This is a genomic window from Methylobacter sp. (assembly GCF_030680395.1).
Taxonomy (GTDB): Bacteria; Pseudomonadota; Gammaproteobacteria; order Methylococcales; family Methylomonadaceae; genus Methylobacter_A.
The window spans coordinates 219,631-233,023 of the sequence record NZ_JAUXVR010000006.1 but is presented as its reverse complement, the minus strand read 5'-3'; the positions used below and the strand labels follow the sequence as shown (position 1 = coordinate 233,023).

The window sequence follows — 13,393 nt, the reverse complement described above, 5'->3', positions numbered from 1 at the left end:
ATTAGTAAAGGGGTTCTCGATAGAACATCAGGATGATGCCAATCTGAAACAGGGCGGCAACAGAAATAAAACCGGCAATATCTTTACCCGGTCTGTCTAATTTCAATTCCAGCCAGCGACCGCATGCCAGAATGAGAGAGAAAATCCCCATTGTGGTGTGGCCGACCTGGATAAGAAAAGCACTTTTGGCTTGAAAGCCGACATGTGAATGGGTAAGCAGCATTAAACCGCCAAAAGCTGCCAGCAACGGAAAAACAAAAGGGAGTTTGCTGTTCGGATTTTTGGTTATTCTGGCGCTGAGCTCCATAACGCCAAGAACAAACACCAGTAAAGTTGCAATCCGGTGCTGCAACACTTCGCCGTTATTAAAAGTGCTTTCCCAGAAGCCTATCGGTCCCAAAGGCCAGGTTTCTGCATCGCTACGGAAAAACAGAAAGATACCCAGTCCGACAAAGCCCAACGGCCAGTATTTGAATTTCTCAAAGCCAGGTTTTTGTATATAGGATAGCATCGCAAAGAAGCTCATCACGGTCAGGAAAATGCCGGCAATGTTATGGTTGTAGTTCGACCATTCGGTTGCCGCCAGGGAAGGCACTTGGCCGACGATGGCAACGCGGCCCGCTTCCCCTGCGATTAAATCGGTATGCGTGGGCGAGCTGGTTCTTGGGATCTGAGGGCTAAAGGTGTTTAGAACTTCCTGCCAGCTTGCCGTCAGGCCCGGAATATCGATAGCCGGAGGCTGGGAAGCCAGGCTGGCGGCGGTAAATAAGAGGGTGATCAGGACAAAAGTTTCCGCTTCAACGTAATAAGGGACTCGGTTATTTAAGGCGTGATTGTTGCCGGAAAATCCGAATTCCGCAACGGCGGATTTATTTAACCAGGCAAATCCCAGAGCGATAGCCAGTAAAGTGATTTTTACCATCAATAAATTGCCGTAACCGGTACCGATCAGGCCGTTCCAGGTATCAATATATTGCAGCGCAATGGGCAAGCCCGAGACCAGGATCATCGCAACTGAGGCTATGCCGAACGTAGAGAAACGCTTAAGCAATAAAGGCCATAATCCGGCAGAAATCTGCTTGTTGCTGCGTAACAGCCAAAGATTAACCAGCTGAAAAACGCCTCCGATCCAGGCGGCTGCTGCCAGTTGATGGATAACCGTCAGCGACATTAATATAAACTGATTTTCAAAACGTCCGGCGCCATGTACCAGCCAAGCGCCTGAAATAATCATCGGCAAGGCGACAATGCCGGCGGTGATCCAGTGCTGTTTTGAAAAAGGATTTTTGCTGAGGTATTGATAGCAGTAACCCGCCAAAACCACAGTCAGTATCGTACGTATGATGCCGCCTATGAATTGGGTCGTACCGGCGAACTCGGGAAAAGGCCAGCGCTCAAGTACGGCGGTCATTAACCAAACTTTAAGTATGATTTTGAAAAGCTGGGCCGCAGCCAGCCAAAAACCGCCTTTATAAAGAAGGGAAATGGTTTTTTGCAGTAATACTGCCGAGTATCCGTCTTGATGATGCCATGGACGTAACACAAAAAGCCCCCAGAACAGGCCGCCGATTGTTAATGAATAACAAATCAGGTCAAACCCGCCAATAAGAGAATCAAGAAAATCAGCTATGCCGGCCATTGCTAACTCCTATTTGGAAACGGAAAAATGAATAACGTCTTCGGTTAAATGACCGTCAGCAGCGAAGACTTTAAATCTAAGGGCATAATCGCCGGACTCCAATGGCGGAACGCGGATAATAACTTGACCTTGTTTGCTGCCATTGACGGCTGTTAATAGTTGATGTTTGTCGCCTTTGCTGACCAGGAAAATTTGCGACAAACCCAGTTCTATATGGGAATTAAACGATAGTTCGACGTTTGCCGGGCTATTGGCATAAATGGGCGTGATTTTTAGCGAATACTCAGTTATCACCGCATGAGCGGCGGCCCAATGTGCATGGCACAAAGTTATAAAAAATAAACATATTGGAATGATTTTTTTCATTGCTTTTCCAGTTTCTAACTATTTGCAGATGCAGACTATCAATAATAGAACGCTAATAACTATGATTGAATAAGATTTTTTTAATTATCCGTGCTTATCATATTCATCTGCGTGGCCTAAATGATGCCTATTTTTAGCATTCGCGTTCTATTTATCTAACGTTTACTATTTTTTGCCCTTCAAGGCATGTCCCGCCAGATTTTTACCTAAATCCCAGATGGAACCGGGAATTTGATGGGTATCGGCTATAGCTTTATCAAATGAGTTGACTATAGTGTCGCGGTCTTTTTGCGTTAAATTTAGCGGGGGCAATAGTTTAACCACGTTCATGCCGTGACCTGCAACTTGCGTTAATATGTGGTGTTCTTTAAATAAAGGAATGGTGATCATCTGACAGAACAAACCTTTATTGGCGGCTTCCAGCATCGCCCAGGCCGCTTTCAGTTTTAGGCTTTTGGGGGATTGGAATTCAATCGCAATCATCATGCCTTTGCCGCGCGCTTCTTTCAGGAACTCATATTTACCGGCCATGGCGTTCAGGCTGTCGATAATGTCGGTACCGACTTTCATGCTGTTTTCCACCAGTTTTTCATCTTCCATAACATGTAGCGTGGCGAGGCCCGCAGCCATCGCCATGTTGTTTTTGGAGAAGGTCGAGCCATGCACGACAGCGCGATCCATACGATTATAAACAGTATCCATGATTTTTTGAGTCATGGCCACCGCACCGATTGGAACAAAGCCACCTGATAGGGCTTTGGCCATGCAAATCATATCCGGTTTAACGTTCCAGTGATCGATTGCCCAGAACTTTCCGGTGCGTCCCAAGCCCGTTTGAACTTCATCGGCAACAAACAAGGTGCCGTATTTTTTGCATAAGCGTTCCACTTCCGGCAAATAATTATCATCCGGTACATTGACGCCTTTGCCTTGAATCGGTTCGACGACGAAAGCGGCAACGTCTTTGTTGCTTAAGGCTTGTTCCAGTGCGGCAAGGTCGTTGAAAGGAACTGCACTGCAACCGGGCAGCAGTGGGCCAAAACCCTCGCGGAAGATTTCTTCGCCGTTTAACGACAGCGAACCCATGGTCAATCCATGATAGCCATGTTCACAAAAGACGATTTTTTCACGCTTGGTGGTATAGCGGGCAAATTTGATCGCCGCTTCTACGGATTCGGTTCCGGAGTTGCAAAAGAACATCTTGTTCAGATTGTTCGGTGTGGTTTTTAGGATTTCTTGTGCCAGTAATCCGCTCAGTACCGACACATCCATTTGTACCAGATTGGGCAATTCCAGTGTTAAGGTCTCGGTCAATGCGCTTATAACGGTTGGATGATTGCGACCAATCGCAAATACGCCGAAACCGCTGAGCAAGTCCAGGTATTCCGTACCTTCCTGGTCATAAAGATATTGTCCTACTGCTTTTTGGTAATGGCGATCGTAGCCTATGGTCTTTAACACTCTGACCATTTGATTGTTTAAATGTTGTTCGTGCAGATCAAATTTATCAGTACTGTGTTGAGAAAAAAGTTCGGCGATGCTGAATGACATTAGATACCTCAAAAAATTAAATTCTTTTGCCGCTGAAAGCAGGCAGGACTATTAAAGAACACATCACTGTGAAAGTAAGGCCTATGGCCAATACTAAACCCATGCTTGCCATCCCCTGATGAGCGGTGAAGGCCAAGCTGGAAAAGCTGCACAAGGTCGTTACGGAGCTGAAAATAATGCCTCGGGTGGTGCTGCTTTGCAGCAAATTTTCATCTTCACCCGAACTGGAATGGTGTCTGTGCATGATCAGGATACTGCTGTCGATACCCATGCCCAGCAGTAAGGGCAGGGCGATGATATTGGCGAAATTGAAAGGGTTATCCAGTAACACGTTAGTCGCACCGGTTAGCAAAGCAGCCAGCAATAATGGCATGACAACCAGTAAGGTCTTTCTGACGCTTCTGTACATTAGCAATAATAACACCACAATGGCAATAAAAGCACCGCCAAAGGCGTTAATAAATGCCTTGACAATAGCATCGCCTCCCGCCTGATTGATAATCGGCAGGCCGGAAACTGTGTTGTCAACGGCTTGTACCTGAGTCACAAATTCTTTTAAATTCTCAGGACTATTTTGGTCTTTTTCAGGCATGATCAGTACTCTATAGAGACCGGTGGCGCTGATCCAGTGCGATCTTATGTCCGACGGTAAATCGTCCAGTTCAAAGGGTATTGCTGTCAGACTGGTGCGTAGACGTTCTATGGTAAACGGTAGCAAGCCTAAAATGTTTTTTTCCAGCTGTATGTAACCTATTTCCGGATTTTGAGTAGCATCTGCCTGTTGCATGAGCGCTTCGATGCGCTGTTGTAATTGCTGCAAGGTTTGTTGCGGCACATTAGGGGATTTTTCGGCAATGGCCTTTTTCAATGCTTCATTGAACTTAATCAATGCCGCCTGCTGGTTGGTAGTATCGAGTACGCTGTCAAAGTTTTTAAGTTGTCCGCCCAGCATCAGATTCAAGTCTTCAATCGTCTCCAGTTTTTCGTCCTGATCTTTAGCTACAAAACTCGCCAAGGTGATAGTTTCGTGTACAGATGAGTGGGGCTTAAGTTGGGTAGTGATTTTGTTGGCTGCTTCAAGATTGTTTGCCAGGGCGGTCAAGGCAAACGGGGAGTCGGTTTTGGATTTTAACAGTTCTTTAATGGCTAAGACCGATTCGCTATTTGGATCTCTGAGGTTGATAGGGTTGTAATCAAAGGTAAGGTCGGTCAATACAAAACAGGCACCGATACCCAGCAATATGGAAACGATTTTGATGCCGGTTGAAAAGCGAAACGGGAAAGTGATAATAAACGCCGGGGTTAACGGTGAACGTATCGGCTTTACATTATTGACAGGAAAAACGCAGAACAGGGCAGGTAATACGGTTAGCGAAATAATCAGGCCGATAAAGATGCCGCCGCCTGAAATAATACCCAATTCAGATACGCCTGCATAATCTGTGGGTATAAAGGCAAAAAAACCAATCGCAGTGGCCAAAGCACATAAAAATAATGAAGAGCCTACATCGCGGATGCTGATCAGGATAGCTTCGCTATTCGATAGGCCGTCTGCCTTGCCTTCGCGATAATGCAGGCAAATATGGATCGCGTAATCGACTCCCAGTCCGATATATAAACTGGCAAAAGCAATAGAAATGACATTTAAATGCCCAACGGTGATAGCGGCGAACCCGGCTGTCAATATCAATCCCATAACCAGAACGATATAGGTTGTAATCAGCAACCTTATTGAACGCAGACCTATCCATTGGATTGCAAACACTAAAACCAGCGACAACAAGCCGGAGAATGTGGCGCCTTTGGTAACGCTCTCAAGTTCTTCATGTTCCAGTGCGGTCTCGCCGGTGATGCGAATGCTGAGTGAGGGATTTTCCACCATGAGTGCATGACTGATTTCGCGCGCTGCCGAAAGCGCGACATCAGCCGGTAGCATTTCATTAAAATGCATTCTAGGTTTGGCTATGACAATAGTCCGGTTAAATTGGGTTTGTGCGGTTGCATCCTTATAGTTGTCGGTGGACAGTATGTTTTGCCAAGATAAATAATGCGATTGGCCAATTAACTGATTTTTTAGGACGTCATCGATGGCAAGAAGTATCGGATTCAAATCCATAGGCAAGGCGTGATCGTGGCGGTTAAGCGCTTGGCCGATAATGCCGAATAGGCCTTCAAGATGATAGTTCTGAGCCAAATGGCCTATAAAAGGCTGGGCGTCAGTGAGTTTTTGGGCGAAATTATCCAGATCATTTTGATCGAGATAGAGTAATGCCTGTTGTCTGAAAAAAGCATTATCTGTGGGTATGTAGGCAGAATCAAAGCGCTCATCTGCTTTGTCTAACTGTTCGACAAGCTTTCCTGCAGCTTGAGAGGATTCTTCCGGCGTTTCGGCTTCAACTACAAAAATAATGGTAGTGGCATCCTCGGGAAATGCCTGATTAAAATGCGCCTGGTTTTGCTGAAAAGGCAAGTCGGGCGACAGCATTTCAGCGGTGTTGGTGTTGATCTCCAGATTGTTGATGGTGTAGTACAGAGTAGTGCCGCACAGCAACAGCGATAAAAATAATAGCGTCCACGGGCAACGCATGATTTGTCGTTCGCACCAGCCGATAAGGGTGTTAAAAAAAGATGGCATGCGGCTTATTGGTCTTGGCTTGGTAGTGCGGTCAGATGATCGAGCTGTTTGGCGACCGATTTTAGCGTGTTTTTTGCGGCATTGAAATGCAGGCCCAGTTTTATAAGTCCCGGTAATTCAGCAGGATGTAGCACGATAAATAATAATAATTTGGCTAAAACGATGTCGCCCTTATCATTAAGAGAATGATTGATGGCTTTGGGTAGATCCATGTTAACCGGGTCGGCAATGGTTCGGATAGCCAGAAAAGGCAGATCGTTTTGCTGAGCAACTTTGGCGATGGCGGCGCTTTCCATGTCCAATGCAATTGCGCCGGTTTGTCTGTGCAGGTGTTTTTTGTCCTTGCCGGTAGCTACGATAGTTTTGCTTTCAGCTAAACTCCCGGTGTGGGCTTTTAGATGGGTTGAGAGCAGGCCTTTAGTGTAGTCATGCCAGTTGGAGGCAATGCTGATTTGGGTGCCTTCGGCATCTATCAGGGTGTCGGCCAAGATCAGATCGCCAGGTCTTAATGATTCACTGAGGGCGGCTGCGCAACCCCAGCTGATCAGCCGAGTGGCGCCTTGCGCAATTAATAACTCGGATGCAGTTCGTGCATTGTCCGCGCCTGCGCCGAAATAGGTGAGTACGATCGTATCGCTAATAAAAACACAGCACCCTTTATCAATTTTTTTTGAGGTCAGGGTGCTGAGTTCTTCCGGTAAAGCAACGATAATACCGGTGATCAATTTTTATCGCCAGGGATGGTGTGTATGTCACAAGCCAGTCCGGAACTGGCGTGACGATCGCCAGGGATGGTGTGCATGCCGCTAGCCAGACGGGAATCGGTGTGGCGGTTAAGTTCATTACGATATCGAGCCAAGGCCCATAGCGGGAAGAACTTGTCGTAGCCGTGATATTTAAGGTAAAAAACTTTCGGAAAACCGGGTGCGGTAAAGCATTCGTCATTCCAAACGCCGTCAGCTTTCTGGTTACGCAGGATGAAATCAATACCTGCTTTTACTTCGTGGCTGTGAGCCTCGCCCGCAGCCATCAGCGCCAACACGGCCCAGGCTGTTTGGAATGCAGTACTGAAACGATATTTTCCGCTCTGGCTTAAATCGTGATAGCTGTAATTGTCTTCACCCCAGCCGCCATCGCCACGTTGTACGCTTTTTAGCCAGTGAGCGGCTTTGGTGTAAAGCGGGTCGTTTTTAGGCAGGCTGGTTTGCTCCAGTCCAAGTAATACCGACCAAGTACCATAGATGTAGTTGGTTCCCCAACGGCCAAACCATGAGCCGTCTTGTTCCTGCTCACTACGAATGTAGTCGATAGTGCGCTCTAACGCAGGTAAGTATTCGGCATGATCTTGAGCCACTCTGGCCATCAGCATCGCGCAACGCGCGCTGACATCGGAAGTAGGCGGGTCTAATAACGCCCCGTGATCGGCAAAAGGAATTTCATTCAAGTAGTAGTTAGTATTATCGACATCAAACGCACCGTAACCGCCGTTTTTAGATTGCATACCGACTATCCAACGGGTTGCCCGATGTATCGATTCATCCAGATTGGGTACGTTCGATTCCGCCATCGCAAAGGCAACAACCGCCGTGTCGTCGACATCGGGATAATGCGGATTTTCAAATTGAAATGCCCAGCCGCCACCTTCTAAGTCAGGCTTGGAAATTCGCCAGTCACCAGGCTCATCTGATAGTTGTTTGCTTTTAAGCCAGTCGTAGGCGCGAGTCAGGCTTTGGCTATTACCGGTTTTGTCGGCTTCTTGTAAAGCCAGCGCGGCAAGCGCTGTATCCCAGACCGGGGACAAACAGGGTTGACAGTAGGCGTCATGTTCATTGATAACCAGCAACTTGTCTATGGCTTTACGTGCGGTGACGACATGCGGATGATCTTTGGGCATGCCCAGTAATAGCATGGCTTCATAAGAACCGACCATTGCAGGAAAAATTCCGCCCAGGCCGTCTTCGCCGTTCAGTCGTTCAACAAACCAGTCTTTGGCTTTTTCGACAGCCAATCTGTGCGCTTTTTTCGGAATTAACGGACGTGTTACCCGGCCCAGTTTATCCAGGCCCAGAAAGATTCTATTTAAAGTGGTTCTTTCAGGGAAATAGTGTTTTTCTTCATCAGGATGAGTGACGAAAAGTTCCAGTATGTTGATGTTGTTAGGATTCTTTGCCGTCGCCTTTAAGGTGCAAAGAATAAACAGCGGCACCATAACGGTTCTTGACCAGTACGATACTTTGTCCAAATGGAACGGAAACCAGCTGGGAAACAGCATGATTTCGACAGGAATATACGGTACGCCGCGCCAGGGTAACTGCTCAAAGGTTGCCAGTGCAATGCGTGTAAACACGTTGGCTTTTGCCGCGCCGCCCCGGCTGAGGATGTAATTTCTTAACCGGGTCATGTGCGGTGCGTCGATAGCATCTCCGGTCATTTTCAAGGCAAAATAGACTTTAACGCTGCAACTAAGATCGCCCGCACCGCCGGTAAATAATGGGTAGCTGCCGTCTTCAGATTGACGAGATCTTAAGTAATTAGCGATTTTGGCCTGTAGCGGCTCATCAATTTCCCCCAGGTAGTGCATCATCATGATGTATTCTGACGGGATCGAGCAGTCTGCTTCGAGTTCGAATACCCAATAGCCGTCTTTGTCCTGCAGGCTTAATAATTTATCCTGTGCTTTGCTGATGGCTCGATTGAGATCAAATGCATAGTTATTAACGGTATTCGATGAGCTCGAAATATTACCGGTATTTATCTCTGAATTTGTTTCGTTAAACATAAGTTACGTCCTTAAAGTTTTATGTTGGCTTTTGAGGATGGTGTTGAATATGTCCAGTCGGGCGTTTTGAGTTCACGACTTGTTAAGTTGAAAAGCAAGCTAAGCATGGTGTTGCTGCGTCCGGTTAATCGGGTTGCAAGAATAGTCGCTTTAACGCTGTTACGAGTGATTTTGACTTGATTGGAATTGGTGAAATTCGGATTTTGTTTGATCTTTTTTAAAGTCAAAACGGCCATCCCTAAGGCCCAAAGGCAGAAGTTACGAATACCTGTTTCATGAGCAGGAAGCAACTGCGTATATTTTAACGCGTTATGCAAATGATCATGAGCAATGCTGATCAAGTGTTCCAGACCTTTTCTAAAGTTTTCGTCATTAGTTTCCGGCGTCAGGTTTTTAAGATCAAACCCTGTTTCCGTGAAAATATCCTGCGGTAACCAGCAAACGCCACGCTCGGCATCATCCCAGATGTCTTTTAATATGTTGGTCATCTGCAGTCCCTGACCGAAAGACACAGACAGGCTAAGCAGTTCGTCTTTGTGCTGTGCGATTTCCGATGAATAATGGCAAAAAAGCTTGGCCAGCATTTCCCCGACGCAACCTGCAACGTAATAGCAGTATCTATCCATATCGGCGAGCGTTGCAAGACCGCCATGCAGATCCTGAGCCTGGAAAATCGGCATGCCTTCAGCCATGGTTTCTACGCAGGAAGCCAGTGCCTCAATTTGAGCAGGATCGAATTTATGCGTGATCTGAATGACCCTCGGCAATACATGAATTAAAGTGTGCTCGGCGGGAATGGTTTGTTCGGAAAGCAACGGCGCAAGTTCTACGGCAAACGGCTCTGAGTTGTTGCCGGTTTTTACGACATGAATAAACTCTGAGCAAAAATATTTTTTTTGTTCTGGAGATAGAGAAACTTCATCTTCTATGGTGTCGACAATCCGGCATAACAAATAAGCGTTGGCTACTGCGCCGTATAACTTTTCTGGCAGTTGGGGAATAGTCAACGCAAATGTTCTGGAGACGCCTTCAAGTAATAGAGCCTGAAATTGATCATCAGAAAGTTTGCTGAGTGATTTTGGGTTATCCAGGGATATTTGCGTTTCACTCATAGTATTTTTGATGTCGACCTGCACGGTTAATATTAATTGCTAAGTGGCAATAATAGACTGTTTGTTGGTATTTTGCAAAGCAATGTTGTTTTGTTGCAAATATGCGAATTCGGTAGTTTTTATAAGGGGATTATTGGTAGTAAAAATAAGCAGTTAGTGGCGTTTGTGTCGTATTTCTACAGGAGGCATGAGGGTGTGATTTGTGCAGGCTATTTACATATGTACACTATAAAACTGGAGTCGTCAGTTAAAAGATAGTATTCTAACCAACAATAGATAAGCGCTTGTATTATATAACAGGCTTGTCGATATTCCTTAATTCCTATGGTTAAAAAGCAGTAGGCGGTTGTATTTTGATGAATATTGCTTGTTGTTTTATTGGTACGGTTTTATCGTTCCGTGGTATGCGTAGTTTTCAGGACGGTCATTTTATGTGAACGTCATTAAGTTTATTAAAGTTTTTTGGAGGGTTTGCTTGTGGGAGTTCCTTTACGTCAGCAGTTGACTGTAGGTAGTTATTTGATTAAGCAGAAGTTGAAAGGGGTTAAGAAATATCCTTTGGTGCTAATGCTTGAGCCTTTGTTTCGTTGCAATTTGGCCTGTGCAGGCTGCGGTAAAATCGATTACTCCGATGATATTCTCGACAAGCGTCTTTCATTTGAGGAATGCATGCAGGCTGTAGATGAATGCGATGCACCCATGGTGTCCATCCCAGGGGGAGAGCCGCTTATCCATAAAGAAATGCCGCAAATTGTTGAAGGTATCATTGCACGAAAGAAATTTGTTTATCTGTGTACCAATGCCCTCTTGTTGAAAAAGAGAATTGACGATTACAAGCCATCTCCTTACCTGACATTTTCAATTCATTTAGATGGCATGCAGGAAAGGCATGATACGTCCGTTTGTCAGGAAGGTGTTTTTGAACGGGCCGTTGAGGCGATAAAATTGGCGTTGGAAAAAGGCTTTAGGGTCACCGTAAACTGCACTCTGTTTCAAGGTGAAAGTTCTCAGGAAGTTGCCGATTTCCTGGATTATGCCATGGAGCTTGGCGTTGAAGGCATAACCATTGCTCCCGGCTTCAGTTATGAGCATGCGCCCCAACAGGACGTATTTATTAAAGGCAGTGATGTTAAGGATTTGTTCCGGGGTATTTTTAAAATTGGTAAAAAACGCAATTGGAAATTAAACCATTCGTCGCTATATCTTGATTTTCTGGCAGGTAACCAAAATTACGATTGCACGCCATGGGGTAATCCGACCCGTAACGTGTTTGGCTGGCAAAAACCTTGTTACTTGCTGGCTGATGAGGGCTATGTTTCAAGTTTTCAGGAACTTTTGGATACCACTCCCTGGGAAAAATACGGTACTGTTAATAATCCTAAATGTGCAAGCTGCATGGCGCATTGCGGTTATGAAGCAACTGCCGTTGAGGATATGTTAAGTCACCCGTTGAAAGCATTGTGGACATCGATTAGAGGCCCAAAGACCGAGGGTGCAATGGTGCCAGAAGCTACGCCTCAGTATGCAAAAGAAAAGTTGTCATCAACCATTGCAGGAATTCCTGTAAGAGTAGAGATTGTCGATTAAAATTTATTTAAGCGGAAGACGAAAGGCTAAGGGCTAAGGGCCGGTTTTTTCGCCCTTCGCCCTTAGCCTTTTGCCTGATTTAAATTGGTTTTTACGAGGTTTTTTGATTATGGTTTTAAAAAATATAAAGTTAGCTGTCGTTTTTATGCTCATTTTGTTGGGGACAGTAGATGCCTTTGCAGTGGAGGAAGGTGGGGCAACAGCAAGACAGGTTGTAGAAAAATTTCAAGCCGACCTTATTGCTGTGATGAAGGATGGCAAGAAATTAGGCTATGCAGGAAGGTATGAAAAACTAAAGGATCCCGTTTCCAACAGTCACGAGCTGACAAAAATCGCCCGTATTGTTGTCGGTAAGGAGTGGGAGAAGTTATCCGAAGAGCAGCAACAAAAACTGGTTGATGTATTCAGCCGACTGAGTATTGCTTCTTATGCGCACAACTTTAAAGATTATTCAGGAGAATCATTTGTATTTGATTCAGAAGAAGAAACCACAAGAGGTGGTGTTGTTGTGCATTCTCGTTTTGTTATTCCTGGCGATAAGCCCGTTAAATTCGATTACATGCTGAAGGAAAAGGGCAATAGCTGGCGCATTATTAATATTATTGCCAATGGTGTAAGTGATTTGGCCTTGAAAAGGTCGGAATACACTACTATTCTACAGCGCGAAGGCTTTGATGCCTTAATAACCAAGATCAATGAAAAAATTGACAACTATTCAAAACAATAGGTTTTAGGCCAATGAACAGACCACACAACGGCAATCGTAGCGATAAAATGCAACAAACATTCTCAGGTATATTGATCGGAGTAGCTCTCACTTTAGGCGGCTGTGCAACAACCGGCGTTGTTGAACAGCAAGCTGTAGTAAATAAGGTTGATCCTTATGAGAACTTTAATAGGAAAATGTTTGGTTTTAACGATCACGTTGATAATTATGTCGCTGAACCTATTTCAAATGCCTATAAATGGGTAACCCCGCAGTTCATGCAAACGGGTATCTTTAACTTCTTTAATAATCTGAAAAACGTAAATGTGGTTATTAATGATGTTTTGCAGGCTAAATTTTCACAAAGTGCAGAAGATACCGGGCGGCTTGCCATCAATTCAACAGTAGGATTGGGTGGCCTGTTTGATGTGGCCAAGCACGTAGGTCTGGAACAAAATGAGGAAGATTTTGACCAGACTCTTGCGGTATGGGGTGTGCCTCAGGGGTCATATCTGGTACTGCCTCTTCTTGGCCCGTCAACTGCGCGTGGCATTCCGGGAGCGATATTTGATACGGCTGCAAATCCGGCCAGTTATGTAGGGATGCCTGTGCAACTGGTGTCCATGCTGAATGCGCGAGCCAGCGCGGAAGGCGCATTGAAATTTATTGATGAAGCCGCGTTAGATCCTTATGTATTTACGCGTGAATCTTTTTTGCAATGGCGCAATAATTTGGCTACGGATGGAAAGTCGGAGGCGTCTTTGGATATTGATGGTCTTGACGATGAGTCGCTTGATGGCGATAAAGGCGCGGCTTCAGGACAAGGTTCGTCTGGAGATGTCAATGCAAGTAACAAGGCAAATTTTGCTCTGCATCTGGATGCAGAGACGAAAGAGTTGGGACAAGCCTCACCTTCATTTAGCAGTATCGCTCAATCATTTGATAACACCGCCAAATCGTTTGAAGATGCCGGTGTTAAAGTCGATGCATTTAAAAAATCAAAAAGACTGAGATAAAG

At 45.5% G+C, this 13,393-nt stretch carries 10 protein-coding genes; 3 read left to right on the top strand and 7 right to left on the bottom strand.

Going from position 1 to position 13,393, the window contains the following annotated elements; translation table 11 throughout:
• Window position 1 precedes the first annotated feature (1 nt).
• From Q8L79_RS02395 to Q8L79_RS02365, 7 genes are all read right to left on the bottom strand, one after another.
• Window positions 2–1,639, bottom strand: a complete 1,638-nt coding sequence (locus Q8L79_RS02395) for a copper resistance D family protein (RefSeq protein WP_305267693.1) — start codon at window positions 1,637–1,639, stop codon at window positions 2–4.
• 9 nt (window positions 1,640–1,648) lie between these two features.
• On the bottom strand, window positions 1,649–2,005 hold the full coding sequence (locus tag Q8L79_RS02390) for a copper resistance CopC family protein (RefSeq protein ID WP_305267691.1): 357 nt from the start codon (window positions 2,003–2,005) through the stop codon (window positions 1,649–1,651).
• Between the two features lie 165 nt (window positions 2,006–2,170).
• Window positions 2,171–3,556 (bottom strand): aspartate aminotransferase family protein, encoded by a 1,386-nt coding sequence (locus tag Q8L79_RS02385; RefSeq protein ID WP_305267689.1) that lies wholly within the window; start codon window positions 3,554–3,556, stop codon window positions 2,171–2,173.
• 16 nt (window positions 3,557–3,572) lie between these two features.
• Window positions 3,573–6,191, bottom strand: coding sequence for an MMPL family transporter (locus Q8L79_RS02380; RefSeq protein ID WP_305267688.1), 2,619 nt, complete (start codon window positions 6,189–6,191; stop codon window positions 3,573–3,575).
• 5 nt (window positions 6,192–6,196) lie between these two features.
• Window positions 6,197–6,916 carry a phosphorylase gene (locus tag Q8L79_RS02375; protein WP_305267687.1) on the bottom strand — a complete coding sequence of 240 codons (720 nt, stop codon included), beginning with the start codon at window positions 6,914–6,916 and terminating at the stop codon, window positions 6,197–6,199.
• The gene (shc, locus tag Q8L79_RS02370; RefSeq protein WP_305267686.1) at window positions 6,913–8,970 is read right to left on the bottom strand and encodes a squalene--hopene cyclase; all 2,058 of its coding nucleotides are present in this window, start codon (window positions 8,968–8,970) and stop codon (window positions 6,913–6,915) included. Before shc ends, Q8L79_RS02375 begins: the two co-directional genes overlap by 4 nt.
• 11 nt (window positions 8,971–8,981) lie before the next feature.
• Window positions 8,982–10,082 carry a phytoene/squalene synthase family protein gene (locus tag Q8L79_RS02365; protein ID WP_305267685.1) on the bottom strand — a complete coding sequence of 367 codons (1,101 nt, stop codon included), beginning with the start codon at window positions 10,080–10,082 and terminating at the stop codon, window positions 8,982–8,984.
• A 477-nt stretch (window positions 10,083–10,559) separates the two neighbouring features.
• Here Q8L79_RS02365 and hpnH point away from each other — a divergent pair, with 477 nt between their 5' ends.
• The 3 genes from hpnH (at window position 10,560) to Q8L79_RS02350 (ending at window position 13,391) form a co-directional block, all read left to right on the top strand.
• Window positions 10,560–11,669: an adenosyl-hopene transferase HpnH gene (gene hpnH, locus Q8L79_RS02360; protein ID WP_305267684.1), complete on the top strand. Its 1,110-nt coding sequence runs from the start codon at window positions 10,560–10,562 to the stop codon at window positions 11,667–11,669.
• A gap of 109 nt (window positions 11,670–11,778) precedes the next feature.
• Window positions 11,779–12,396, top strand: a complete 618-nt coding sequence (locus tag Q8L79_RS02355; RefSeq protein WP_305267683.1) for an ABC transporter substrate-binding protein — start codon at window positions 11,779–11,781, stop codon at window positions 12,394–12,396.
• A gap of 11 nt (window positions 12,397–12,407) precedes the next feature.
• On the top strand, window positions 12,408–13,391 hold the full coding sequence (locus Q8L79_RS02350) for a VacJ family lipoprotein (RefSeq protein WP_305267681.1): 984 nt from the start codon (window positions 12,408–12,410) through the stop codon (window positions 13,389–13,391).
• The last annotated feature ends 2 nt before the right edge of the window (window positions 13,392–13,393 follow it).